This window comes from Salinicoccus hispanicus (assembly GCF_009831115.1).
Classification (GTDB): domain Bacteria; phylum Bacillota; class Bacilli; order Staphylococcales; family Salinicoccaceae; genus Salinicoccus; species Salinicoccus hispanicus.
In genome coordinates, this window is sequence record NZ_WUUK01000003.1 from 384,683 (window position 1) to 410,304 (window position 25,622).

The 25,622-nt window shown below is 46.6% G+C and carries 34 protein-coding genes and 1 other annotated feature; of the genes, 2 read left to right on the forward strand and 32 right to left on the reverse strand.

The features are described from left to right. Positions 1-178: 178 nt before the first annotated feature. The 32 genes from GQ671_RS09245 to GQ671_RS09400 form a co-directional block, all read right to left on the reverse strand. Positions 179-781 carry a class I SAM-dependent methyltransferase gene (locus GQ671_RS09245; RefSeq protein WP_160656028.1) on the reverse strand — a complete coding sequence of 201 codons (603 nt, stop codon included), beginning with the start codon at positions 779-781 and terminating at the stop codon, positions 179-181. Between the two features lie 98 nt (positions 782-879). Beyond that, positions 880-1,248: a 50S ribosomal protein L7/L12 gene (rplL, locus tag GQ671_RS09250; RefSeq protein WP_160656377.1), complete on the reverse strand. Its 369-nt coding sequence runs from the start codon at positions 1,246-1,248 to the stop codon at positions 880-882. Between the two features lie 24 nt (positions 1,249-1,272). Next, positions 1,273-1,773, reverse strand: coding sequence for a 50S ribosomal protein L10 (gene rplJ, locus GQ671_RS09255; protein ID WP_160656031.1), 501 nt, complete (start codon positions 1,771-1,773; stop codon positions 1,273-1,275). A gap of 28 nt (positions 1,774-1,801) precedes the next feature. Next, positions 1,802-1,947, reverse strand: a sequence feature (ribosomal protein L10 leader region). A 49-nt stretch (positions 1,948-1,996) separates the two neighbouring features. Further along, positions 1,997-2,692, reverse strand: a complete 696-nt coding sequence (gene rplA, locus GQ671_RS09260; RefSeq protein ID WP_160656034.1) for a 50S ribosomal protein L1 — start codon at positions 2,690-2,692, stop codon at positions 1,997-1,999. A 77-nt stretch (positions 2,693-2,769) separates the two neighbouring features. Then, on the reverse strand, positions 2,770-3,195 hold the full coding sequence (gene rplK, locus GQ671_RS09265; RefSeq protein ID WP_160656037.1) for a 50S ribosomal protein L11: 426 nt from the start codon (positions 3,193-3,195) through the stop codon (positions 2,770-2,772). 139 nt (positions 3,196-3,334) lie between these two features. Continuing rightward, positions 3,335-3,874 carry a transcription termination/antitermination protein NusG gene (gene nusG / locus GQ671_RS09270; RefSeq protein WP_160656040.1) on the reverse strand — a complete coding sequence of 180 codons (540 nt, stop codon included), beginning with the start codon at positions 3,872-3,874 and terminating at the stop codon, positions 3,335-3,337. 16 nt (positions 3,875-3,890) lie between these two features. Beyond that, on the reverse strand, positions 3,891-4,067 hold the full coding sequence (gene secE / locus GQ671_RS09275) for a preprotein translocase subunit SecE (RefSeq protein WP_017549978.1): 177 nt from the start codon (positions 4,065-4,067) through the stop codon (positions 3,891-3,893). Positions 4,068-4,085: 18 nt separating this feature from the next. Then, the gene (gene rpmG / locus GQ671_RS09280; protein ID WP_380645346.1) at positions 4,086-4,220 is read right to left on the reverse strand and encodes a 50S ribosomal protein L33; all 135 of its coding nucleotides are present in this window, start codon (positions 4,218-4,220) and stop codon (positions 4,086-4,088) included. A 40-nt stretch (positions 4,221-4,260) separates the two neighbouring features. Further along, positions 4,261-4,896 (reverse strand): RNA polymerase sigma factor, encoded by a 636-nt coding sequence (locus tag GQ671_RS09285; protein ID WP_160656048.1) that lies wholly within the window; start codon positions 4,894-4,896, stop codon positions 4,261-4,263. 61 nt (positions 4,897-4,957) lie between these two features. Continuing rightward, positions 4,958-5,485: an NYN domain-containing protein gene (locus GQ671_RS09290; protein WP_160656051.1), complete on the reverse strand. Its 528-nt coding sequence runs from the start codon at positions 5,483-5,485 to the stop codon at positions 4,958-4,960. 1 nt (position 5,486) lies between these two features. Further along, positions 5,487-6,227, reverse strand: a complete 741-nt coding sequence (gene rlmB, locus GQ671_RS09295; RefSeq protein WP_160656054.1) for a 23S rRNA (guanosine(2251)-2'-O)-methyltransferase RlmB — start codon at positions 6,225-6,227, stop codon at positions 5,487-5,489. Further along, entirely contained in the window at positions 6,220-6,621 is a 402-nt protein-coding gene (locus GQ671_RS09300) for a Mini-ribonuclease 3 (protein WP_322789469.1), read from the reverse strand. Before GQ671_RS09300 ends, rlmB begins: the two co-directional genes overlap by 8 nt. After that, positions 6,614-8,008 carry a cysteine--tRNA ligase gene (gene cysS / locus GQ671_RS09305; RefSeq protein WP_160656057.1) on the reverse strand — a complete coding sequence of 465 codons (1,395 nt, stop codon included), beginning with the start codon at positions 8,006-8,008 and terminating at the stop codon, positions 6,614-6,616. The genes GQ671_RS09300 and cysS overlap by 8 nt, the downstream gene beginning before the upstream one ends. Beyond that, positions 7,992-8,648 carry a serine O-acetyltransferase gene (cysE, locus tag GQ671_RS09310; protein WP_160656059.1) on the reverse strand — a complete coding sequence of 219 codons (657 nt, stop codon included), beginning with the start codon at positions 8,646-8,648 and terminating at the stop codon, positions 7,992-7,994. Before cysE ends, cysS begins: the two co-directional genes overlap by 17 nt. A 258-nt stretch (positions 8,649-8,906) precedes the next feature. After that, on the reverse strand, positions 8,907-10,361 hold the full coding sequence (gene gltX, locus GQ671_RS09315) for a glutamate--tRNA ligase (protein ID WP_322789475.1): 1,455 nt from the start codon (positions 10,359-10,361) through the stop codon (positions 8,907-8,909). Further along, positions 10,358-10,843: a 2-C-methyl-D-erythritol 2,4-cyclodiphosphate synthase gene (gene ispF / locus GQ671_RS09320; RefSeq protein WP_160656065.1), complete on the reverse strand. Its 486-nt coding sequence runs from the start codon at positions 10,841-10,843 to the stop codon at positions 10,358-10,360. The genes gltX and ispF overlap by 4 nt, the downstream gene beginning before the upstream one ends. Continuing rightward, on the reverse strand, positions 10,836-11,522 hold the full coding sequence (gene ispD, locus GQ671_RS09325; protein WP_160656068.1) for a 2-C-methyl-D-erythritol 4-phosphate cytidylyltransferase: 687 nt from the start codon (positions 11,520-11,522) through the stop codon (positions 10,836-10,838). The genes ispF and ispD overlap by 8 nt, the downstream gene beginning before the upstream one ends. Before the next feature lie 2 nt (positions 11,523-11,524). After that, positions 11,525-12,577, reverse strand: a complete 1,053-nt coding sequence (locus GQ671_RS09330; protein WP_160656071.1) for a PIN/TRAM domain-containing protein — start codon at positions 12,575-12,577, stop codon at positions 11,525-11,527. Between the two features lie 11 nt (positions 12,578-12,588). Continuing rightward, positions 12,589-13,965, reverse strand: a complete 1,377-nt coding sequence (radA, locus tag GQ671_RS09335; protein ID WP_160656073.1) for a DNA repair protein RadA — start codon at positions 13,963-13,965, stop codon at positions 12,589-12,591. 136 nt (positions 13,966-14,101) lie between these two features. Continuing rightward, a complete protein-coding gene (locus GQ671_RS09340; RefSeq protein ID WP_160656076.1) occupies positions 14,102-15,397 on the reverse strand; it encodes an NAD(P)H-dependent oxidoreductase in 1,296 nt (431 codons plus the stop codon). Positions 15,398-15,411: 14 nt separating this feature from the next. Continuing rightward, positions 15,412-15,774 (reverse strand): PTS glucitol/sorbitol transporter subunit IIA, encoded by a 363-nt coding sequence (locus GQ671_RS09345; RefSeq protein ID WP_160656079.1) that lies wholly within the window; start codon positions 15,772-15,774, stop codon positions 15,412-15,414. Positions 15,775-15,796: 22 nt separating this feature from the next. Beyond that, positions 15,797-16,807, reverse strand: a complete 1,011-nt coding sequence (gene srlE / locus GQ671_RS09350) for a PTS glucitol/sorbitol transporter subunit IIB (RefSeq protein WP_160656082.1) — start codon at positions 16,805-16,807, stop codon at positions 15,797-15,799. Between the two features lie 12 nt (positions 16,808-16,819). Continuing rightward, complete coding sequence (gene srlA, locus GQ671_RS09355) at positions 16,820-17,353, reverse strand: PTS glucitol/sorbitol transporter subunit IIC (protein ID WP_160656383.1); 534 nt, start codon at positions 17,351-17,353, stop codon at positions 16,820-16,822. Positions 17,354-17,372: 19 nt separating this feature from the next. Then, positions 17,373-17,744 carry a transcriptional regulator GutM gene (locus GQ671_RS09360; protein ID WP_160656085.1) on the reverse strand — a complete coding sequence of 124 codons (372 nt, stop codon included), beginning with the start codon at positions 17,742-17,744 and terminating at the stop codon, positions 17,373-17,375. A gap of 216 nt (positions 17,745-17,960) precedes the next feature. Then, a complete protein-coding gene (locus GQ671_RS09365) occupies positions 17,961-18,239 on the reverse strand; it encodes a PTS sugar transporter subunit IIB (protein ID WP_160656088.1) in 279 nt (92 codons plus the stop codon). After that, a complete protein-coding gene (locus GQ671_RS09370) occupies positions 18,236-19,000 on the reverse strand; it encodes an SDR family NAD(P)-dependent oxidoreductase (protein ID WP_160656091.1) in 765 nt (254 codons plus the stop codon). The genes GQ671_RS09365 and GQ671_RS09370 overlap by 4 nt, the downstream gene beginning before the upstream one ends. A 13-nt stretch (positions 19,001-19,013) precedes the next feature. Then, complete coding sequence (locus tag GQ671_RS09375) at positions 19,014-19,697, reverse strand: SDR family oxidoreductase (RefSeq protein WP_160656094.1); 684 nt, start codon at positions 19,695-19,697, stop codon at positions 19,014-19,016. Positions 19,698-19,711: 14 nt separating this feature from the next. Then, positions 19,712-20,740 carry an alcohol dehydrogenase catalytic domain-containing protein gene (locus GQ671_RS09380; protein ID WP_160656097.1) on the reverse strand — a complete coding sequence of 343 codons (1,029 nt, stop codon included), beginning with the start codon at positions 20,738-20,740 and terminating at the stop codon, positions 19,712-19,714. After that, a complete protein-coding gene (locus GQ671_RS09385; protein WP_160656100.1) occupies positions 20,737-21,186 on the reverse strand; it encodes a hypothetical protein in 450 nt (149 codons plus the stop codon). The genes GQ671_RS09380 and GQ671_RS09385 overlap by 4 nt, the downstream gene beginning before the upstream one ends. A gap of 22 nt (positions 21,187-21,208) precedes the next feature. Then, entirely contained in the window at positions 21,209-21,493 is a 285-nt protein-coding gene (locus GQ671_RS09390; RefSeq protein WP_160656103.1) for a PTS sugar transporter subunit IIB, read from the reverse strand. Between the two features lie 60 nt (positions 21,494-21,553). Next, on the reverse strand, positions 21,554-22,957 hold the full coding sequence (locus GQ671_RS09395) for a PTS galactitol transporter subunit IIC (RefSeq protein ID WP_322789470.1): 1,404 nt from the start codon (positions 22,955-22,957) through the stop codon (positions 21,554-21,556). After that, the gene (locus GQ671_RS09400) at positions 22,947-23,432 is read right to left on the reverse strand and encodes a PTS sugar transporter subunit IIA (RefSeq protein ID WP_160656108.1); all 486 of its coding nucleotides are present in this window, start codon (positions 23,430-23,432) and stop codon (positions 22,947-22,949) included. The genes GQ671_RS09395 and GQ671_RS09400 overlap by 11 nt, the downstream gene beginning before the upstream one ends. A 200-nt stretch (positions 23,433-23,632) precedes the next feature. Between GQ671_RS09400 and GQ671_RS09405 the strand changes: the two genes are divergently transcribed. Both GQ671_RS09405 and GQ671_RS09410 read left to right on the forward strand, forming a co-directional pair. Further along, positions 23,633-24,613 carry a thiamine pyrophosphate-dependent dehydrogenase E1 component subunit alpha gene (locus tag GQ671_RS09405; protein ID WP_160656111.1) on the forward strand — a complete coding sequence of 327 codons (981 nt, stop codon included), beginning with the start codon at positions 23,633-23,635 and terminating at the stop codon, positions 24,611-24,613. A 12-nt stretch (positions 24,614-24,625) separates the two neighbouring features. Next, on the forward strand, positions 24,626-25,621 hold the full coding sequence (locus tag GQ671_RS09410; protein WP_160656114.1) for an alpha-ketoacid dehydrogenase subunit beta: 996 nt from the start codon (positions 24,626-24,628) through the stop codon (positions 25,619-25,621). Position 25,622: the final 1 nt, after the last annotated feature.

Here is a 25,622-nt window from a genome sequence, read left to right on the forward strand (position 1 = left end):
AGCAGTTAAACAGTTAATAAGACAAAAAGAAAACGGAATCGAAACCAACTCCATTTTCTATTTATTAACAATATTTAATAAGCTCCTGTCAATTGCGGCTCAAAAAGCGCATACTGATTGACATTATATTTTTACATTCTATAACTATACCATAATACATTTGTCAAGTCAAACTTTATCACTGTGCCTTAATGCCCTTCAGGACGTAGTAGCCTTTATCCTTCACAACGGTCTCGACATTGCCGAACCTTGATTCGATTTCTTTTCTATATGATGCCATGCCCTGCTTCTTCTGGACCACCATATAGAACGCACCACCTCCTGCAAGCTGGCCGTACCCATCTTCAATCATTTCAATGACTACAGGCTTGCCTGCGCGGAACGGTGGATTCGTCACGTAGAAGGATACTGCCCCCGCAGGGCGTGCATCATATTGCACACGATCCATAGCCTTGGCTGCAACACCGTTGCGCCTGGCATTTTCTTCGCACAATACGAGCGCATCAGAATTGACCTCAACCATCAGAGGGCTTGCCTCCAGTACATCTGCAAGAACAGTACCGACCGGTCCATAGCCTGCACCCATATCTATGAAGGTATCATCTTCATCTGCACTCCGATCTTTGGCAACAGCATCAATCAGAACCGCGGATCCATAGTCGATGCGATCTTTAGAGAAGACGCCCCGGTCCGTCTTGAAGCGATAGACCTTGTCATTATAGCGGAACTCGATTTCCTTGAATTTGTGCTCCGCATTGTTTCCAGTAAAATAATGGCTCATGGACACCACTCCTATGTAAAGACAATTGCATAAGATAATAAAGAGGCTCATTTAAACAATGGATGTTTAACATGAGCCTCAAAGTACCTACACAAAAATTATTTAAGTTCTACGCTAGCGCCAACTTCTTCAAGTTGGGATTTAAGTTCTTCAGCATCTTCTTTGGAAAGTCCTTCTTTAACGACTTTAGGTGCGCCGTCGACAACTTCTTTAGCGTCTTTAAGACCAAGGCCAGTTGCTTCGCGAACAACTTTGATGACTTTGATTTTGGAAGATCCAGCTGCTGTAAGTTCAACGTCGAATTCAGTCTGCTCTTCAGCAGCTGCTTCGCCAGCGCCAGCGCCTGCTGCTGCTACCGGTGCTGCAGCTGTTACGCCGAATTCTTCTTCAATTGCTTTAACAAGGTCGTTAAGTTCGAGTACGGACATTTCTTTAATTGCTTCAATGATTTGTTCGTGAGACATTATAATTCCTCCATTTTTTAGTTTGGTTTAGGCTTCTTCGTTTTCTTTCTCTTCACCGATTGCTTTAACTGCATAGGCGAAGTTGCGTACTGGAGCCTGAAGTACTGATAGTAGCATGGAAACAAGTCCATCCTTGTTCGGAAGCGTTGCGATCGCTTTTACATCTTCAGCTGATGTGAACGCTCCTTCGATGATACCGGCTTTGACTTCCAAAGCTTCATGTGTCTTAGCAAATTCGTTGATGATCTTTGCAGGTGCAATCACATCTTCGTTAGAAAATGCAAGCGCGTTCGGGCCTGTAAGGAACTCATTGATTTCGCTAAGTTCAGCCTGCTCAGCTGCACGGCGTACCATCGTGTTCTTGTAGACTTTGAACTCGATGCCCGCATCACGAAGCTGCTTACGCAGTTCAGTCATTTCTGCTACAGAAAGTCCACGGTAGTCTACAAGTACTGTAGATACAGAGTTCTTAAGCTGGTCAGAAATCACATCTACGTGCTGCTTTTTAGCTTCAATCACATTTGACATAGTTACACCTCCATAATTTTTGTGTATCCGGTGCATTAAAAAAACACCTTTTACCCACGGCAAAAAGTGCTTGAATGTTTTAATATGAATTCAAGTCGTCATCATTTGCCTCGGCAGGATCATGTTTTAAGCACATAGTGCTCCTACTGTCTTCGGGAATATTAAAATACAACTGCAACTATACAGACTATAGATGCAGTTGTCAACATTTACTTTGCTTCTGTTAGATCCTGATTTCACCAGGGTCGACTTTGACGCCAGGTCCCATAGTTGAAGTCACTGCTACAGATTTGAAGTAGACACCTTTGGAAGAAGCTGGTTTCGCTTTTGTGAGCGCATCGGAGAGCGCTCTGAAGTTATCAGCGAGTTTCGCTTCATCGAAGGAAACTTTACCGATTGCTGCATGCACAATACCAGATTTTTCTGCACGGTATTCAACTTTACCTGCTTTGATTTCTTCAACTGCTTTAGTAACATCCATAGTCACTGTACCTGTTTTAGGGTTTGGCATCAGACCTTTTGGTCCAAGCACACGGCCGAGTTTACCGACCTCGCCCATCATGTCCGGTGTTGCTACGATGACATCGAAATCGAACCATCCGCCATTGATCTTCTGGATGTAGTCCTGTTCGCCTACGTAGTCTGCACCTGCTGCTTCTGCTTCTTTTGCCTTATCGCCTTTGGCGAATACCAATACACGTTGTGACTTGCCAGTACCGTGCGGCAGAACGATTGCTCCACGGATCTGCTGATCGTTTTTACGCGTATCAATACCCAGACGGAAAGCTACTTCTACAGAAGCGTCGAAGTTTACAGTGCTTGTTTCTTTAGCAAGTTTGACTGCTTCATCTATACTGTAAGATGCATTTTGATCAAACTTCTCAAGAGCAGCCTGATACTTTTTACTTCTCTTAGCCATTACTATTCCTCCTTGTGGTTATAGCGGGTTATCCTCCCACGTTTGTATTAATACTTTAATCTTATGGTCAATTCAAATTAGTTCTCTACAGAGAAGCCCATGCTTCTTGCTGTACCTGCGACCATACGCATAGCCGCTTCCACGTCTGCTGCATTAAGGTCTTCCATTTTAGTTTCAGCAATTTCACGTACTTGCGCTTCAGTTACTGTTGCCACTTTGTTCTTATTAGGTTCGCCTGAACCCTTTTCAACATTGGCAGCTTTCTTAAGAAGAACTGCTGCTGGTGGAGTCTTCGTAACGAATGTGAAAGAACGGTCCTCGAATACGGAAATTTCAACCGGAATGATGAGACCTGCGTCTTCCTGTGTACGTGCATTGAATTCTTTACAGAATCCCATGATGTTTACGCCCGCCTGTCCTAGTGCCGGACCTACCGGTGGAGCCGGGTTCGCTTTACCTGCAGGAATCTGCAATTTTACTACGTTGATTACTTTTTTAGCCACGATGTGCACCTCCTCGTTATCGTGATGTGGTCATAGGATGTCAGTTTTCATCCTCCCACTCGCATCATAAAAAAGATGATCGAACAAAAATTCGACCATGATAATATACCATTATTCCGCGAGAAACACAAGACACTTATTACAATTTCTCGATCTGGTCGAACTCCACTTCAACTGGAGTTTCGCGACCGAACATCTCTACGAGTACTGTAAGCTTGTAGTGCTCTGCGTCGATTGAACGGATTTCTCCAGTCTGGTTTTTGAAAGGTCCATCGATGATGTTGACCGATTCTCCAACCTCGACTTCGAAATCCACTGTACGTTCTGTCATGCCCATGGATTTCAGAATGAACTTGACTTCTTCCGGCAATAGCGGATTCGGCTTGCTGCCTGCACCCTGTGAACCGACGAAGCCGGTTACGCCAGGCGTGTTTCGCACGATGTACCATGATTCATCCGTCATGACCAGTTCTACAAGCACGTAGCCCGGAAACGTCTTTTTCATGGACGTCTTGCGCTTGCCGTCCTTCACTGTCGTCTCCTCATCTTCAGGAATGATGACACGGAAGATCTGATCCTGCATATTCATGGATTCAAGGCGGGCCTCGAGATTCGCTTTTACTTTATTTTCATATCCGGAATAGGTGTGCACAGCATACCAGTTCTTTTCTCCAGACATAGTATCTCTCCTTTAGTTACATTAAGTCTATGATAGCGGAGATACCCAGGTCCAGCGCATAGAAGAACGCCAGAAAGAATATCACTGTGAGCATGACGACGGTTGTATAGCGTACTGTTTCCTGACCAGTCGGCCAGCTTACTTTTTTCATTTCGCTGACGACATTCTGCAGGAAATTTTTATTGTTTGCCATCGGTTGCTTCCTCCTGTATCAGATGGAACTCTTATGAGTCGTATGCCGGCTGCACGTCTTACAGTACTTTCTGAGAACGAGCCTTTCCTTATGCTCGGTATCCGTCGTGTAGTTGCGCGACCCGCATTCGGTGCATATCAATGCCACTTCCATCATAAAATCCTCATTTCAATTCTAATTTACTATAACGATTTCAATCGACGTTGTCAAATGCATCCTCGGCCCAGTCCGCAAGTACCAGGCGCTCTCTTTTACGTCTGATACGATGGAGCGTGTTGACGACACTTTTCCTTTCCAGTGCAAATTCCGTGCATACATCATCGACACCGTGCCCCTTGCCAAGGTGTTCCAGCACCCTCCGCTCAAGCGGCGAGCATACACCTTTCTTGTGCATCAGATACTGGAGCTGCTCCTCCCTGACAATCATATTGATCGGGTTGCCATCCTTCTCGTCCGCATCCACCGGTTCCTGCAGTCGTATATCCTCGACCGGTATGCCTTCGTTATAATATTTCAGACCATGCATCCGCATGCGCGACTTCATTTCAAAGCGCAGTGTGCGAAACAGATAATGCCGGTATCTGCCACGTCCGTCCTGATAGCGGTAGCACAGTCTGAGTGCCGCCTCCATCATATCCTGTTCCATATCTTCCCGTTCATGGAAATGGTCCATATACCGGTAGCTCATACGGCTGATCTGCGGTCTCAGTTCCACATCGATCTGATCGAAGGCGCTGATATCACCGTCACGTACTCTGCCTGCCAGTGCATCAAGCGTATCGTCGACATTTTCTCTGACTATAAAATGAAACTCGGCAATCTGGTACATCCCCATTCCCCCTATCCCCTCTATAGAAATAATAAGAGGGAATGGAATCAAGTTCAATACGCTAGAATCGTCCTCGTCGCCATTTTTCAAGTTCTGCCTGGACATCTTCACCGATGTTCAATTTCTGCCTGGGCGTTTTCTCATTAATCGAATCTATCTTTCTACTGATATTTTTTTCAGCTTCCGCCAGATTCATCCACATCTCTCTCGAGGATATCCGGTAGGCGCCAAGCGCAAAAATGGCGTTCTGCTCCGTCAGGTCGCTGGTTACTACACTAATCTCACACAGATGTGGATGATAGTGGTCGTGGACAAAACGTTCGATGTACTCATCGGCTGTCTCCTTCTCTTTTGTATAGACCACTGTCACTCCATGAAAATCAAGCAGGCTCTCCTGCGAACGGACTTCATAGGCATCAAAGACACATATGATTTCATAGTTTGCGACGGACTGGTACTCGGCGAGCGCACCAAGTACCTTTTCCCTCGGTATCTCGAGCGATTGCGAAGATTCTTTATACAGTTCCTGGTTCGCGCCAATCAGGTTATAGCCATCCACAATCAGTATGCGCCTCTTTTTTCGCTGCATGTCATCCACGCCCAATGTCATTCTGCTTGCGGAATACTTCATACATCAGAAGCGCCGCTGAAACCGAGGCATTGAGGCTCGTAATATGTCCGACCATCGGAATACGCACGACAAAGTCACACTTCTCCAGTGTTTTTTTGCTGATGCCGTTTCCTTCACTGCCTACAACAAGCACTGTATTGACGTCTGCTGCCATCTCCCTGTAGTCCATTTTCCCAGCACCATCGCTGCCGGCAACCCAGAATCCTTTTTCCTTCAGTCTATCGATTGTCTGGTTGATGTTGGTCACCCGTACGACCGGCACATGTTCTATGGCACCGGTCGATGTTCTTGCGACAGTATCTGTAAGCTGTACCGACCGCCGGTTCGGTATGATGACACCGTCAAATCCGGTGGCGTCGCATGTTCTCAATATGGAACCCAAGTTGTGGGGATCTTCCAGACCATCAAGAATGACCAGGTTCGCCTGCTTGCCATCAACGCGCGCCATCAATGTTTCAAACGGCATATACTCATGGGGGCTCCCAAGGGCGATGACACCCTGGTGCCGTTCATCAGTCAATCCATCCAGCTTGGACTTCGGGACCGTCTGGACAACCACCTTATTATTTCTTGCGACATCCATGATTTCCTTGACCTGGCCCTTGTTGACCGAATCCTGGATGAGCACCTTGTTGATGTCGGCACCACTCTGCAGTGCCTCACGTACCGCATGGCGGCCTGCAATTACTGAATCACTCATCATTATCCCTCCCTATTTCTAAAATAATCTCCATCAGTTCATCGATCCGTGCACGATCGCCCAAAATGTGAAGATGGCCGATCAGCGCCTCCAGTCCGGAGGCATTTCTATAGTCTTTTATCGAAGCATTCTTCGCTCTTGTGGCACTCGACTTGTTTCTTGCTTTTCTTGCGATATCCCACTCTTCCTCCGTCAATTCATTCTTGCGCAAATAATCAAGCGCCCCAGCCTGCGCGCTGGCATTCACCAGCATGTTGGCTTCACGATGGATGGCGTCCGGCTTCAAGTAGGGTTTTTCAATCAGGAGATGGGTGCGCACATATACGGAATAGACGGCATCCCCGACAAAGGCGAGAGACAGCGGCTGCATGGTATCCGGTCGATGATCAGCCACGTCTGAAGCGTACGCCTTCCTTCGTATCCTCGAGGATGATGCCCTGGTCCTTCAGATCGTCACGGATCTGGTCAGCACGCGCAAAGTTGCGGTTTTTCCTCGCTTCGTTGCGTTCCTCTATCAGTGCTTCAATCTCTTCATCAAGCAGCATTTCCGCCTCATCGAGTTCAACACCGAGAACCTCACTGTAGACTCGGAACGCCTGGATGAAGCGGTTCAGCACATCTGCAGATGTCGTCGTGCGGCGCAGGTATTTATTCAGTTCCGTTGTCAGGTCATGCCACGCCGTTATTGCATTGGCCGTATTGAAATCATCGTCCATGTGCGACTCGAACAGTTCGAGGTTGTCAGCAATGATCTGGTCGAGCACTTCATCGCTGCCGTTGCCGACAGCAGTGCCAAGACGCTCCTTGGCCTGGAGATAGCTTGATTGTATGCGTCGCAGCCCGCTCTCAGCCGCTTCCACAAGCTCCCGGTTGTAGTTGATCGGATTGCGGTAGTGGACGCTGATCATGAAGAAACGCAGTACATTCGGGTTGATCTCCTTGATGATATCGTGGACGAGAATGAAGTTGCCGAGGGATTTCGACATCTTTTCATTATCGATGTTGATGTAGCCGTTATGCATCCAGTAGTTTGCAAATGTACTGTCCGTCATGCACTCGCTCTGAGCGATTTCATTTTCATGGTGGGGGAAGGTCAGGTCCTGCCCACCGGCATGAATATCGATGGTATCCCCGAGGTGTCGGCGTGCCATGACACTGCACTCGATGTGCCATCCTGGACGGCCTTCGCCCCAAGGGGAAGACCATTTGATTTCCTCGGGTTTCGCCTGCTTCCACAGGACGAAGTCGAGTGGATCCTGCTTCTTTTCACCTGTTTCAATTCTTGCGCCCACTTTCAGGTCATCAACAGACTGGTGGGAAAGCTTGCCATATTCATCAAAGGAGCGCGTTTTGAAATAGACATCACCATCCGACTCATAGGCATGCCCTTTGTCGACGAGCACCTGGATGAATTCAATGATGTCATCCATATGGTCCATGACGCGGGGGTGGTGGGTCGCCCTTTTGACATTCAGTGCCCCTGTATCTTCAAAAAATGCATCGATGAAGCGATCTGCAATCACCGGTACTTCCTCTTTCAGTTCAATTGAAGCTTTGATGAGCTTGTCATCCACATCTGTGAAATTGGACACATAATCTACTTCATAGCCTTTATACTCCAAATATCTCCTTATAGTATCGAAGGCGATTGCCGGACGTGCATTGCCGATATGGATATAGTTGTACACTGTCGGACCACATACATACATTCTGACCCTGCCTGCTTCGATGGGTTCGAATGTTTCCTTCTGCCGTGTCAAAGAGTTAAATATGAGAACCATTTTCTACCTCGTTCCTGACTTCGTGTCTGAAGTCTTTGATTTCATCTTCCAAGCCCATTATCATGTCCAGAATCGGATCTGGCAGATCGGCATGGTTCAAGTCTCTTGCATTTTTCACTTTTTCTCCCGCCTGTTTGACTACGTACCCCGGAATGCCGACAACGGTCGAATCCCGCGGGATATCCTTCAGGACAACAGAATTTGCACCGATTTTCGAGTTTTCGTGAATACGGATATTGCCCAGCACCTTGGCGCCGGCAGCGATAAGTACGTTATCGTCGATGTCGGGGTGCCGCTTCTGTTCTTCTTTGCCTGTCCCGCCAAGCGTTACACCTTGATAGATGGTTACATTGTTGCCGATACGGCATGTCTCCCCTATGACGGTACCCATGCCGTGATCGATGAACAGCCGGCGTCCTATCCGGGCTCCAGGGTGAATTTCAATGCCAGTCAGGAAACGTGTCAGCTGGGAGATGATGCGTGCACTTGTCGTGAAGTTCCTTTTATATAATTTATGTGCGATCAGATGTGACCAGATGGCGTGGAGCCCCGAGGAGGTGACAAGCACTTCCATACGGTTTTTGGCTGCCGGGTCCATTTCCAGCACCATGTCGATATCCTCTTTCATTCTGCTCAGCATTCCCCGGTTCCTCCCTTCTAATCTAAAAAGGCCCCTGTCCATTTAGGACAGAGGCGCATAATGCACGGTTCCACTCTGCTTGCAGCATATGCTGCACTCATGAAATATCAATCTGGACACAGAGCGCAATTCTGATCAGTAGACGGTTATCCTTCCACCTGCCGGATAATCTCTGGTTTCCGCCATAAAGATCGTACTGGGTTCTCTGTGCTAATAATCATAATGGATTATGCTGCAGGCTGCAACTTGTTTGTCCGCTTATTTCAATTTCTCAATGCGTCTGAGCGCTTTTTCTTTACCGATCAATGAAATCGTATCCGGCAATTCAGGGCCTCGCGTCTGTCCTGTGACTGCAACACGTATCGGCATGAAAAGCTTTTTACCTTTATAGCCTGTCGACTTCTGCACATCCTTGATCGCTGACTTGACCGCAGCCGGGGAGAAGTCTTCAAGCGCAGCAAAGCGATCGGACAGTGCAGCCATCAGTTCAGGAATATGCTCTTCGGCAATCACTGCATTTGCTGCTTCATCAAATTCTATTTCTTCTTTGAAGAACTGTTCGGAGAGCGTAGTGATTTCTCCAGCAAAGCTCATCTGCTCCTGGTACAGTGCAACAAGCTTGCGCGCCCAGTCCAATTCTTCATCTGAAGCGTTCTCTTCGACAAGCCCTTCTTTTACAAGGTGCGGCAGAGCCATCTGGAATACCGTCTCCGCGTCTTTCTCTTTCATATACTGATTATTGATCCATGTCAGTTTCTGCTTATCAAAGAAAGCCGGTGACTTTGAAAGTCTCTGCTCGTCGAACAAATCAATGAACTCCTGTTTCGAGAAAATCTCTTCTTCCCCTTCAGGTGTCCACCCGAGCAATGCTATGAAGTTGAACAAAGCTTCCGGCAAGTATCCGAGATCCTTATACTGTTCAATGAACTGTATGATTGCGCCATCACGCTTTGATAACTTTTTCTTGCTCTCGTTGACGATGAGGGTCATATGACCGAACTTCGGCTCTTCCCAGCCCATCGCTTCATAGATCATCTGTTGTTTCGGTGTATTGGAAATATGATCGTCACCACGCAGGACGTGGGAGATCTCCATCTCATGATCATCGATTGCCACTGCAAAGTTATAGGTCGGCACGCCGTCTCTTTTGACGATGACCCAGTCTCCAATGCCATTGGATTCGAAAGATACTTCACCTTTCACAATATCATTGAATGTGTAGGTGGCGTCCTTGGGCACACGGAAACGTATACTCGGTTCGCGGCCTTCGTCGATGAAGGCCTGCTCTTCTTCTCCTGTCAGATTCGCATGCTGACCACTGTACTTCGGAGCTTCTCCACGGGCTGTCTGTGCTTCCCGCTCCGCTTCAAGCTCCTCGGATGTCATGTAGCAGCGGTACGCCTTGCCTTCTTCAAGCAGCCTGTCGATTACAGGCTGATAGATATGCTGGCGCTCGGACTGGCGGTATGGACCATAGCCGCCGTCCTTATCCACACTTTCATCCCATTCGAGACCAAGCCACTTCAAGTAGTGAAGCTGCGACTCCTCGCCTGTTTCCACGTTTCTTGCACTATCCGTATCCTCGATGCGGATGATGAAATCCCCATCATAGCGACGGGCAAAAAGATAGTTGAACAATGCGGATCTCGCATTGCCGATATGCAGGTAGCCGGTCGGACTTGGTGCATATCTTACTCTTACTTTATCCATTATGATTCCTCCACTTTTTCAATTAGAACCACCGCTTCGGAAGCGATGCCTTCGCCTCTCCCGGTGAACCCAAGCTTTTCAGTCGTTGTTGCCTTAATATTAACATTTGAAACATCCGTCTTCAAAAGGGATGCCGCAATGTCGCGCATCTCATCGATATATGATCTGAATTTGGGGCGTTCCGCCATGATGACAGCATCGATATTCCCAAGTCTATATCCTTTTTCGTGCATCATTGCCACCACTTCCCCGAGCAGCAATTTGGAATCCATATCCTTGAAGGCTGCATCAGTGTCTGGAAAGAATTTTCCAATGTCACCAAGCGCCAATGCGCCGAGAATGGCATCAGCCATCGTATGGAGAAGGACATCCGCATCCGAATGGCCTTTGAGTCCCCGATCATGAGGAATCTCGAGGCCTCCGATGATCAGTGGACGACCCTCTTCAAATGCATGCACATCAAAACCATGTCCGACCCTAAACATGCTGATCTGCCCCTCTCTTGATGATGGATTCAGCCATGATGAGGTCTTCCATCGTAGTGATTTTTATATTATCGTAATTGGAAGATACCACGTGAACTTCTTTGCCGAGTGCCTCCACCATGCTGGAATCGTCCGTCACTTTCAGGTCATTTCTTTCAGCCGCTTCATAGGCCTGCATGATCAGATCATAGGAGAAGGCCTGAGGGGTGTGCACAACAAACAGCTTTTCCCGGGGAATCGTCTCCGATACTTTGCCATCCTCCACTTTCTTGATCGTATCTATGACATTGACGCCACAGATGACAGCACCTTTATGCCTTACATTCTGATACAGTTCAAAAAGAATATCCTGGGAGACGAACGGTCGGGCTCCATCGTGAATCAGTACATGGTCGCAGGGTGGTATCTGTTTAAGAACGTTATAGATGCTGTCCTGACGCTCCTTCCCACCTTCATATATGCCTTTGACTTTAGGAGAATCCGCGAACAGATGCCTCATGCTTTCAAGTTCATCCTTACGGGCAGCAAGATATATCGCATCACAGCTGCCATCGTTTTCAAACTGCCTGACTGTCATCTGTATAATTGCGATATCGTTGATCTGTATGAAGATCTTGTTATAGTCATAACCCATTCTTTTGCCAAGGCCTGCTGCTGGTATAACCGCTACATATCCCATATCTAACTCACTTTCTTCGAGAAAATTATTCTTCCAGAGTTTGTCTGGAGCACACTTGTCACTTCCACTTTAATTGTCTGATTGATATACTTTCTGCCATTATCCACCACAACCATCGTACCATCTTCCAGATAGCCAACGCCCTGGCCCTCTTCCTTACCCACTTTGGAAACAAGAATGGTGATTCTGTCACCCTGGAGGACGACCAGTTTGATGGCATCGGAGAGCTCGTTTACATTGAGGACTTTTATCTGGTGAAGCTGACAGACACGATTGAGATTGAAATCTGTAGTGATGATATCGCCGTTTTCTTTTTTTGCCAGGTCGATCAGTTGATGATCCACATCCAGTTTATCATATTCGATCTCCCAGATTTCGGTCTTGTCACTGACCTCCTGCAGCTGGCTCAGCATATCCAGACCCCTTTGACCTTTATCCCTTTTTATCGGATCGGTCGAATCTGCAATGAGCTGCAGCTCATCCAGTACAAATTGAGGAATGACAAGCTGCCCTTCAATAAATCCTGTCTTCATTATGTCAACAATTCTACCATCTATAATTGCACTTGTGTCGAGAAACTTCGGCGAAGCTTCGCCAGCTCCGGACACTTCCCTGCCCTTATTGCGTACAGGAAGAAGATCCACAATCTCTCCAAGTTTGCTGATGCCGATCTGAAAACCGAGATAGCCGAGCACTACAGCAAGCATGAATGGTATGATATCACCGATTATCGGTAACGCAATAGTATTTATTATCAAAGAGATCAAAACAGCAATCAATAGGCCGATGATCATACCGAGTGTCGCCAGAGATATTTCAAGCAGGCTTCTGTTCAGCAGCAGCCGTTCGCTGCTCTTTATCCAGCGTTCAACGTATTGGATTGTCCAGAAGAATAAAATGTATATAAGCACGATGCCGAGTACCGCATTGATGATATTGTTGTTGAGCCAGGCCGGCGGATCAAAAGGCATGACCTGATATATTCCAGGCAGCAGCCAGATGCCCCCGGACAGCCCAAGAAGCAGATAACATGCATATAATAAGTATCGAAGCATCCTGTCACCTCCTAATCTTTGCTGAATGCTACTTTCAGCGCCTGGCTGAGCGTTTTCACCCCAACCACTTCCATGCCATCGACCGGTTCCATCTTCGCATTGTTCGATGCCGGTATGAATGCCCTTTTGAATCCGAGTTTCGCCGCTTCCTGTACACGCTGTTCAATCCTTGTGACCCGGCGGACTTCCCCCGTCAGCCCCACTTCTCCAATGAAGCAGTCGGTACCTCTGACCGATGCGGATTTAAAACTTGAAGCGATGCTGACAATGACGCTCAGATCGACAGCAGGTTCATCCAGCCTCACACCGCCTGCAACTTTCACATAGGCATCATGCTGCTGCATGAGCAGGCCTTCACTCTTCTCGAGCACCGCCATGAGCAGTGACAGGCGGTTATGGTCGATGCCTGTAGCCATCCTCCTCGGATTGTGGAAGTGCGTCGGTGTTACAAGGGACTGGACTTCCACAAGCATGGGCCGTGTCCCTTCCATCGTAGCGACGATCGCAGACCCCGGACTGTTCTTCGAGCGTTCCTCAAGGAAGATTTCGGACGGGTTCAGCACTTCCTTGAGCCCTGTATTCTTCATCTCGAATATTCCCATTTCATTCGTCGAGCCGAAGCGGTTCTTTACCGCCCGGAGTAATCTGTGGGTATGATGCTGCTCACCTTCAAAATAAAGTACCGTATCCACCATATGTTCGAGCAGCCGTGGCCCGGCAATCTGCCCTTCCTTCGTGACATGTCCGACGATGAAGGTCGCAATCTGCTGTCCTTTGGCGATGTTCATGATGCTCTGTGTACTTTCCCTCACCTGCGCGACGCTGCCGGGTGCACTTGTGACATCCGGATGGAAGACGGTCTGGATGGAATCGATGATGAGAAAATCAGGTTCGAGCCGCTTCACTTCATCATGGATATAGAACAGGTTGGTCTCGGCCAGCACATTCAGTTCCTCGCTGGACTCTTCGAGACGGTCTGCTCTGAGCTTGATCTGCTCCACAGATTCTTCACCGGAAACATACAGCACTTTGGCATTCTCTGCCAGAATCAGTGCCGTCTGCAACAGTATCGTCGATTTCCCGATACCCGGGTCACCACCAATAAGTATGAGCGAGCCAGGAACGATACCGCCTCCGAGCACCCTGTCGAATTCCTGTATGCGTGTCTTCGTTCTCGGTGTATTTTCCTGCTTGACCCTGCTCAGTTTTTCACTCTTATTTTTCTTGCCATTATCTACCTTGCCAAGTGTCCCTTTGACCTTGGTCTCTTTATGAATTATCTTTTCTTCCATGCTGTTCCAAGCGCCACAGTTCGGACACTTGCCCATCCATTTGGGTGACTCGTAACCGCATGATAGACATTCGAAAATATTTTTCGCTTTTGCCATCAACAGGCCTCCATAAATATAATTATTACTATTATATATTTTCTGGAAGAAAATATATAGTTATAGCTTCTATTCCGCAGACAGCAAAGAAAACAGGGCTGCCTGAGGCAGCCCTGTCCAGTGTAGTCGGTCATATCTATTTTTTCAATAATTCATCCTGCTTCCTTCTCAGTTCCCAGATGAGGGAAGATTCGCCGCCCTCTACGTCTGCATAGGTGATGATCTCACCTTTTGAAATGTCCCTCTGCAGCACCAGATTGCTGTTTACAAGTCCAATCGGCAATGCGTCCTGCGCCTTGGCTTCTTCATACTTGTAGACCTGGCCATAGACAGTATATCCGCCGATGCTATCGAGGTGATCCCCTTTTTTAAGATCGGTCTTGGCAACTGTCACAGTTTCAGCAACCATGCCTTTATAAGGGGCGATGGTCGGCGTACCACTCAAATATGCCTTCGCAATCGACAGCGGCGTCTCGAGGCTCGTCAGGTGATACGGTCGATAGAGGACGTAGTTCGGTCCAGGTCCCATGCTCAAGTACTTGAGCTCCGCATTCACTTCCTCCTTGTCGGAGGCAATGATGATGAAGACACCCGGCGCCACACCATTGATATACTCAACAATGTACTTGTTCTGTACTTTGCCACCCTCTGCTTCCAGCTTGAAGATTTCAGGCAGATCCTTCACCCCACCGGAGAAGCCGTGCATTCCAGGAATATCCGGGACATATCCGGTAGCATTGGCCACCGCATTCATTTCGACCATCGTTTTCGTACCATCCTGAAATGAGGCGATCATCTTGGGGCTCGACCCCTTCTCTTTCGCCACTTCTTTGACGCTGTCCGGATTGGCTGCGAGATTCAAAGGATTGTTTTTACCTTTTCCTAGAGCAACAACATCAAACCCGAGTGCATCTGCGAAATCGTAGAGTTCCATGATGGCACCCGGCTCGTCTCCTGCAGAACCGGTATAGATGACCCCATTCTCCTCGGCCAGCTGATAGAGGTAGTAGCCGATGGTAATGTCCGCTTCCACATTCAGCATGACGATATGTTTTTTATTTTCAATTGCACTGATGGCAACCGATGCACCTACTTCAGGCACACCTGTCGCATCTACCACTACCTCTACGCCATCCAACCCACTCATGAGACTGGCATCTGTCAATGCGACGCTTTTACCCTCGGAAATGGCCTGGTCAGCTTCTTCCTTGTTCTCAGCTGCAACAATGTCAGAGGCCTCAATGCCGGCATGCTTATAGGCCGATGTAATACTCTCAAGATTGATATCTGCCGTCGCGACGACTTTCATACCCTGCATCGAGGCAATCTGAGAAATCATCCCTCTTCCCATCTGACCTGCCCCGACCAGACCGACTCCAATATACTTGCCACTCTCTTGCAGCTTCTTTAGCTCTCTATTTACTCCTAACATGATATCCTCCTTGATTAACTGTTTTTGATGACAATTTCCTGGCCTTCCTGAAGTTCAGGAATCTCTTTCTTTTCAAGACAGACCGTACCTGGCAGATCAGAATGGCTTTCTCCATTAAAATTGAAGGTCGCATGTCCAAGATCTCGCAAAGTTTCGTTAGCTACATCTCCTACAAAGAGGATTTCGAATGATGTATCACCCAAACGCATATAATCTCCGGCAGCCACTGGTTCAGCGACGCCTGAACCGTCATGGATGACCGCAATATCTTTCAATTCCTGTGGTGCAGTTTCATTAAAAAGGATAAGCATGTCGCCTTCCTTCATCATCTCCCACTCTTTTCCGAGTTCGACGATTGTTGATCTTAGTTTTTCCATGAAATTCGACACTCCTTGATTCCTAATAGATTGTAAAACTCAGTGCAAATGCAATCAGTACGGCGACGGGACCGGTAATGACCCGCGAGAATAAGACTGCCGGCACACCGACTTCGATTGTTTCAGGCTCTGCTTCACCAAGCGTCAATCCGACCGGAACGAAATCCGCACCGACTTGTGGGTTGATGGCAAACAGTGCCGGGAGAGCCATCTCTGGAGGGATGTTGCCTTTGCCGATCTCAACACCGATCAGTACGCCGACCACTTGCGCAATAACGGCTCCAGGACCAAGTACAGGGGACAAGACCGGCAGAGAAATGATAATTGAGAGAATCAGTAGCCCGCCTATGTTACCTGCAAGTGGTGTAACAAGGTTGGCGATGACATCACCAATGCCTGTGAAAGTGATGATACCAATCAGCATAGAAACGAAAGCCATGAATGGCAGGATGTTTTTAATGACCTGATCGATTGTTTCACGTCCAGCTTGATAGAAGACGCTGACTACGCCTCCCATGACACGGCCAATTTTTTCAATGAAGTTTGCTTTTTTCGGTTCTTTATAATTTTGCGCGACCTTCTGTCTGGCTTCTGTCTTAAGTTCCTGCGCGGTCTTCTTGCCAGCAATGGGTGCATCCGGCAGCTTTTCTTCTGCACGGGACTCACCGTCCAGCACTTCAATGTTATGGTTTTTGACACCCGAGACAAAATTATGTTCTTTGATAAACTGCATAAGTGGGCCTGAAGGTCCTGTGCCATGTATATTAATTGTCATGACATCATTTTTCGGATATATGCCGCACCGAGCTGTACCACCACAGTCGATGACAACACACGCCATTTCATCGTAATCTACTTTTGTGCTGAAAGCGTCGACGGCAGTTGCCCCCGTCTCATCGGCAATATGTTGTGCCAAAGGATGAATGCCGCCGCCAGTCACTGATGCAACGTAAGGTTTATCGTCACTTGGCGTAATGGTGAGGGGACCTCCCCAGCCTCCTGATCCTTTTGAAATTCTGACTGTTCTATACATATGGTAGACCCCCTATTCTTCGTCTAAATATCCTTGTTTTTTCATCATTCTTACTGTAATCATCTCTGTAACGACACCTCTGATCAGGATGACGATCAGTCCAGTTACGAAGTACATGATGGCGAGCGGTCCAAGCGACAGACCCAGTGTCGTCAAACCAGCAGAGATACCGAGGTATACAAAGAGCTCGGCCGGGTTCGCGTGTGGAAACAGTCCAGTAATTGGATGAACGAAGGATACCGCTGAATCGTAGTATGCCGGCTTCTGCTTTTCAGGCAGGAATCGCCCGAACGTATAGGCCATCGGATTTGTCAGAAAGAATACTGCGAGCAATGGAAAAAGCGTATATCTGAAAATAAAATATTTCGTAAGTTTTTGGGCAAATAGTGCGACCCGTTCTTCTCCAACGAATTTGACTACAGCGTTCACCGCAGTAATCAGAACGATTAAAAGCGGGATGATTCCGGTAACCATACCCATGAACGTTTCTCCGCCAGCTTCGAACATGCCGATGAAACCTTCAGCAATTCTTACAATAAAATCCATGGTCATAACCTACTTCCTGTCATTTTTTCTCTACTTCTATTTTTTCAACTGCCTTGGACAGTGCTTGCTGAGTTTGAGGGTCTGTATTAAAAGCAAGTAACGAAGAAAGATTCTCGCCGATTACTTCGGAGTATTGCTCAAATCTTGAGAATACCGTTACACCACTCATTTTCTTGGCATCCACTACAATGTCGTGCTCATCACTTACAAGCACGGTAACAACACCTTTACCAAACCGTTTCTTACTGACACCAACACCTAGATATCCTGAACCTCTTCGACTCATCTCACTGATGGTGCTGTAGTAGTTCTTCATCTGGAAATGTGTCATTACAAATTGCATCACCCATAGTGCTACAAAAACCGCACCGATGAAGATCCATGTTTGCATCCCGACCGCCTCCTTTACATTCGTTCTTGTATAGAACTTATGTAAATAATAAAGCGCTTTCAACTACTTGTCAATAGATTTCTGAAAATTACTAAAACAATTAAAAAACTGCTGGAAAAGAGTTAGCACACCTCTTCTTTCAGCAGTAATTTTAAAGATAAATGGGCAATCATCCTATTTGCAAGACGCCACCTTTTCATATACTTAAGACGCTTCTCAAGTGTGCAGATGCGATTGAATCTGTTGAAATGCTTCATTCTCTCCAATCGTAGTCATAAAGGGCACCCCATCCACTATGGGTATATCGGTTTCAAGCACGTTTTGTCCGAGCAGTACGATAACCGCAGGTGAAATTTCTTCGAGGTCAGCTTTATAGACATTGGACGCTATGACCTCTGCTTCTATATTTTCTGCCTGACAGTAGTTTCTAATCTTATCGGCCACTGTATTCATCTTATTTTCAGATGTACTTGTCGCTACCAAAATCGTATTCATTGTAATATCTCCCTACTTTTTAAATGTGTTCTTCCGCCATCCAGAAACAGTACTTGTCCTTGTATATAATCTGAAGCGTCAGAGCATAAAAAGTTTATTGCTTCCGTTGTATCTTCCAAAGTTCCCATCCGCCCCAATGGTATGGAACGGAGCAACTCTTTTCTACTTTCCTCAGTGGGATAGAGTGTTTCAATCATCGGTGTTTCAATGACCCGGGGCGCAATCAGATTTATGTGAATGCCCCTGTCACTGTACGCCTGTGCCACCGCTCGCATCAGTCCTATGGCGCCTCCTTTTGAGGTCGCATAATGGACGCCCCCGCCAGATCCTGTGAAGGAGGATCCGGAACCTACAATAACTACTTTGCTTTTGGCATTTTTCAAAAGAAGCGGAATCGCTGCTTTTACACTGTTGAACAGCCCCATTAGATTGATGTCCATCGTCTTCTCCCACTGGTCAAGGTCCAGATCATCCCAATTCTTTTTCATTGTTATACCGGCTGAACAGATAAGAACATCGATATTTCCGAAATGGTGCGTGATTTCTTGAAAAACTCTTTTTGTCATTTCTTCTGAAGTGACGTCGTGATGAATATAGTGAAGGTTAGAATTGCTTAAATCATCTATCATTTCCATTCCAGCTTTTGAATTCACATCGGTAGCGACCACACGATCTCCTTTGCTTAGACGGTCGACTACAAAATCTCGCCCTATACCCGAAACTCCACCAATCACAACAATATTCTCAGTTTTTCCCTGCATAGTATTCTCCTTTCTATGCGATGATTATCGTGTCATCGACATTAATAATCTGTCCATTGATGTGTTTTGATAAAGGAGACGATAAGAACGTTGTAGTACTGATCAGCGTACTGATACTGGAAGTATTAGCACGCTCGAAATCAAAACGCAGACAATTGACCCTAAAGCCGTTTGGTGACAGTTCTTTATACAGAGCTGTACTCATCGACTCGAGTGCTGAGCTCGCAGCACAGTAGCTTGCGTCACCCTGGTCCCCTTTCACTGCATCTACTGCCGAGACATTTACTATGCACTTGGTTTCACTTTTCCCTAAAGTCCTATACAACTTTTTTACCACCATATAGGGGATCGTCAGGTTGATGATTGTATTTTGCTGCCAGTCAGCCAGTGATGTATTTTGAATATCCTTATTCAACTTAAAGTTATTGGCATTTAGAATCAGATCCACATCTTTAACGTAATCGAGCAGGATGCTGCTTTTATAGAGATGCTTATATTCATCCAGGGATATGCTGAAAAGTGGTTCCGCATCACCAGTGGTGACCCTTCTCAGCTCAACTTTCCCTGAAAGACCATCTGCATAGAGGTGGTATAGGATCAAATCCTGCTGACTGTAATGGTCAAGAAACACTCTACCCAAATCATTGTTTGTACTCAACAGAAGTACGCTTTTAATTGTTGAACTGTGTGCTTCCAAAATATGAACCTCCTTCAACGCTCGGTTATGACCACCTTCAGAGATTGTCCGCTTGGATCATGGGCACTATGGATGGCGGATTCCAGCTCTTCCAGTGGAAACTTGTGCGTAATCATTGCCTGTGCATCAATCACCTTATTTTTTATCATTATTAAAGCCGGCTCATAATCGAGCGGGGTCGAGGAATAGGCACCAACAACTTTGATTTCATCTTCAAAGAATCTGTAGGCGGGAATATGTACGTCATCTTTTTTGAAAGGGGCGAACACCAGAATCTGCCCACCTCGTCTAATCAGATTCATCGCATCATTGAGCAGCCTGCCTATGCCTGCAGATATGATGATCAGGTCGATTCCCTGACCGTCCGTCATCGCAAGCAGTTCCGCATGGATATCCTGTTTGGATGGATTAATTATATTGGTGGCACCGAACGCCAATGCTTTCTCCAGCCGAAAGTCATTGACATCACTGACTATGATCTGATTTGCCAGCTTATGCCTGGCTATTTGAGATTGAATGATGCCGATCTGTCCTGCACCCATGATAAGAACATTATCGCCAGGCTCGAGATCCACTTTACTGAATCCGTGCAGACAGCACGCCACAGGTTCTACCAGCGCACCTTCTTCGTAGCTGACGTTATCGGGAAGTTTGCCCATAGTACTGTGTATATGCTTATCGGAAACAACGATATAATCTGAAAATCCACCTGGATTCAAGTTGGTTGCCTTAAACTGTGGACATAAGGAGTAGTTGCCTTTTCTACACTGATCGCAGCTGTAGCAAGGCACATGATGTGCCACGAAGACTCTGTCCCCTGCTTTAAAGTCCTTAACATCCTTACCTGTCTTTTCTATAATTCCTGATACTTCATGCCCCAAAACTGTAGGTGTAGGAACAGTCTGCTCGATTGCTTTATGAACGTCTGTACCACATACACCACAGCACATCATCTTGAGCAAAAGCTCAGTATCCCCGATCTCTACATTTTCTAGACTTTCAATCCGAAAATCATCTTTCCCGTAGTAAACATTCTTTTTCATGACCCACACTCCACATCCTGATTTCGTTCCGCATCAGCAAGCCCAATCAACATCGTCTTCAAATCCTGGGAATCTGATATGCTTCCTGAAATCCAGTATCTTCCTCCAAAAAAGTGATTGGAACTGTCAATGGAAAAATAGAATTTTCCGATATAGGCGTAGTCTTTAACTTTGACACTCTTCACATGACTCCATTTATAGCTGTGTTTGATCAAACCCAATGATAAGGTCATACCTTCTTCATTGACGTTCACTCTAGCAGGGTTGTTGATACCTACAATGGACATGAATAGCATAAATGGCATTGCAACGAGCACTAGGTTATTTAATGGCGCTGACCCGTTTCTGTAGATATCAAAGATGCCCCACACCAATACGCCCGCCATAAGCAGTATCGGCACCAGAATGGTAAAGAAAAAGTTCGACAGTGAATATCTACATGACATGCTCATCTGCTCCTTCCTTTGGTTAATATTCGAGATTCAGCTCATTAAATATTTTCTTGATATCTTCTTCCATGCCGATACCAGTAAGAAACGATATGGATTGTATGACAGGCGTGTCTCCGACATTTCCGACCGGCGTCGTAGCCACGATCAGATCGAAGTTTGCAGCCTTGGAAGGTGCTTCCGATGCTTTGCACTGATCAACTTGTACATCATGTCCTTTGTTTTTAAATACTTCCTCTATCTTCTTGGCGACTACAGTAGATGTTGCGATGGCTGTTCCACATGCGACCAATATTCTTTTCATTATTATTCTCCTTCAGGATATGATTTTTACATCTTGTTTTATTAGCTGATTTCTACTTGATCAAGTGTTTTGTTTTTGTGATTCGGCTAAGGCAATCTCCTCAGCAAATTGCTTCCTGATATCCTTTCTGACCCAGAACCAGAGCAGGGAATAGATGACCGCGAAGATAATTGCAGTAATGAAGAGTGGATTGCTCGGATCGAGAAGGTTTATAAAAATAAACACCAGAATATGGGAACCTACGTCAATACCTGAAATGAGGGTTGCGCCATCCGGTATATCAAACCCTACTGTGCGTCCCATAGTTGTGGTCAGTTCGGCGATGTTTGTTGCAATGAAGAATACAATCATCATGACCACTGTGGCATTGACAATCCCTCTTATGATATTGCCTCTGGAAGCCGCAACAGCCCAAATTACAGTGAATGGGAGTACTGCAAGGTCAGCAAAAGGTAGCATTTCATTCCATGGCAGAATGATCGCCAGAAGTATGGTAATAGGTACCATGATAAGCGCAACCGCCATATTTGCCGGGTTACCAATGACAATCGCTGCATCCAGCCCAATGTAGACTTCTTTTCCCGGGAACCTCTTCGTAATATAGTCCCTTGCCCCTTCTGAGATGGGGATAAGGCCTTCCATCAGCAAAGCCACCATTCTTGGTAATAGCACGAGTACTGCGGCCATTTGTATACCTAATGTCAGCACACCTTGAAGATCATAGTTTCCAAGCACACCGATCAGCATCCCAAGAACCAGACCCATTACTAAAGGTTCACCGAAAACACCAAATTTTCTACTCAACGTTTCGGGGTCGGCATTCCATTTGTTGAAACCAGGAATCTTATCCTCGACTTTATTTAAAGCATAGGTGATTGGTGCAAAGTTTACTGTTTCCGAGTGTGCGAGTGAAACACCTTTCAGTCCAAAGTGATGTTCCACTGCAGGCGCTGTCCAATCGGCGAGTTTCAGAGTGATAGCTGTAATGATAAGACCGATCGCTATTGCCAGAATTGCATTATCTGTAGCAATATACGCGATTGAAGTCGAGAAAATCAAATGCCAGAAATTCCAAATGTCAACGTTCACTGTTTTAGTGAAATTAATTGCAACCAGAATAACATTGAAAATGATGATGAGCGGAATCATCAATGGTGCAAGTGATGTCCCAAAGGAGATGGCCGCACCGACTGGCCAACCCACATCCAATATGCGCAAATTCAGACCAAACCTTTCGACCATCGCTGATGCAGCTGGTCCGAGCGCTTCAGAAAGCAGCCCGATCACTAGATTAACTCCAACAAAACCAATTCCTATCGTTATTGCAGCACGGAATGATTTATTAAACCCTTGTCTAAGTAATAACCCGAAAATCAACATCACGATAGGCAGCATAACCGAAGGGCCAAGTCCAAGAATAAAATCTACACTGTTTTGTAAAGTCTGCATTGACTCACTCTCCATTGGTCATTTTTTGAGTACTGTACTCTCTGATAATATCTATCACTGCTTCCTTGCTTCCGGCACCCTTTATTGAATCCAGCAATTCTTCTTTCTGGATCAAGTCCATAATGATTTGAAGAACACCAATCTGATTTTCGGGTTTCTTTATTGCCAGCATGAATATCACTTCTACATCCACTGAGACCTCGGGCATGCCCATATGCTCAAACACGACTGACTTCTCCAATACGCCGATACTTATTTTTTCTTCATTGACATGCTCATAATCGGTATGCGGAATCGCTACGCCGCGGGATGATGTCTGCAATCCGGTGGCGTACTGCACTTCTCTATCCAGCAAAGCTTTGAAGTAGCTTTCTTTTACAACCCCTTTCTCATACAGATTATTGAACATGACTTCCAGTGCTTCCTCTTTGCTTTTCTGCTCCTTAATGAAACAGATAAATGCTTCATCAAAATACGAGTCAAAGTCCATTTTTCTCCACCTCCTTATTTACACTTGTAAGTTAAAGTAACTTTTGTAAAAATGATAGCGCTTACTTTCATTCTTGTCAATATAATTTTTAGAAAAATTAAAATGTTCAAAATAGAGTGATCCTATTGCATAATTTCACTAAATGTATTACATTACTATCAAATGTTCTATTTAAGAACAGATGTAAAGGGAGGCATATTATGAATTTTCAGGTTCCTGAAAAAGTATCCAATGAGAAACTGATCGAGCTTTACGAGCAGATGTGGCTGATAAGACTATTTGATGAGAAAGTGGATGAGTTCTTCGCAAAAGGAAAAATCCATGGTACCACGCACCTGGCTGTCGGCCAGGAAGCGTCAGCAGCAGGAGTGTGTGCACTGCTGGATGATTCCGATAAGATCACGAGCACCCATAGGGGGCACGGGCACTGTATTGCCAAAGGTGCAGACGTCAACAATATGATGGCGGAACTATTCGGCAGGACAACCGGCTACTGCAAAGGCAAAGGCGGATCGATGCATATCGCGGATCTTGAAAAGGGCAACCTCGGTGCCAACGGCATTGTCGGTGGCGGCTTTGCGATTGCGACAGGTGCTGCACTGACTTCAAAAATGCGCAATGAGGGATACGTTGTCGCCTGCTTCTTCGGAGATGGTGCTTCCAATGAAGGCAGCTTCCATGAAGCGATCAATCTTGCCTCCGTATGGCAGCTTCCCGTCGTCTTCGTATGCGAGAACAACCAATACGGCATGTCGGGCTCGGTGAACGATATGACCAACATCAAAAATATCGCAGATCGTGCGGTTTCCTACGGTATTCCTGGAACAGTCGTCGACGGCAATAACATTTTCGATGTAATGAATGCGATGGAAGAAGCAGCCGACCATGCCAGAAATGGTAACGGTCCAAGCATCATCGAATGCAAGACATACCGTTGGAAGGGGCATTCCAAGAGTGACGCCAAGAAGTACAGAACTCGCGACGAGGAACAGGAATGGCGGTCCAAAGATCCAATCAAAAGAATGCGCGATAATTTGATAGAACAAGGCATCTTTACTGAAGAAGATGCCGAACGAATCAAAAAGGAAGCGGTCCAGAAAATAGAGGACAGTGTGGAATTCGCCCTCAACAGCCCGGAACCGGATGTGTCAACACTACTCGAAGATGTCTATGCTGAATAGGAGGATATGATAATGAGGGAAATAACTTATTTGGAAGCGGTAAGAGAAGCACTCTCCCAGGAAATGAGGCAGAACGAAGATGTCTACATGCTCGGGGAGGACATTGGTGTATATGGCGGTGCGTTCGGCGTATCGCGCGGAATGATCGAGGAATTCGGTCCGGAGCGCATCCGGAATACCCCGATTTCAGAAGCGGCGATTTCAGGTGCCGCCATCGGTTCCGCGCTGACAGGCATGCGTCCGATACTGGAGCTGCAGTTTTCGGACTTCATCACCATTGCGATGGACAACCTGGCCAACCAGGCAGCCAAAATCAGATACATGTATGGCGGTAAAGGCACCATTCCTATCGTCGTCCGGACACCATCCGGCTCAGGTACAGGCGCTGCAGCCCAGCACTCGCAGAGTCTCGAGGCATGGGTGGCGCATATTCCCGGACTCAAAGTTGTCCAGCCATCGTCGGCAAGTGATGCCAAAGGGTTGCTGAAAGCGGCAATGGACGATGACAATCCGGTCATCTTCTATGAACATAAGCTACTCTATAAAACGTCGGAAGACGTGCCCGAAGAGCAGTACAGCATTCCGCTTGGTAAAGCGGATATCAAACGGGAAGGCACAGATGCGACAATCGTAGCGACAGGTGTTATGGTCCATAGGGCGCTCGAGGCAGCTGGGAAACTTGCAGAAAAAGGTATTGAAGCAGAAGTCGTCGATCCAAGAACACTTGTACCATTCGATGTGGAGACTGTCGTCGAATCGGTCAAGAAGACAGGTCGTCTGCTCGTCGTGCATGAGGCAGTCAAGTTCGGAGGCATCGGCGGAGAGATTACATCCATCGTCGCTGAAAGCGAGGCATTTGATTACTTGGACCACCCGATCAGACGTCTTGGCGCAGCCTTTGTACCCGTCCCCTACAACCCTACTCTTGAAAAAGCAGCCATTCCGTCGGTTGAGGAAATCATCGCAAATGTCGGCGAAATGGTGAACTACCAGTCCGAGGAGGAATAGA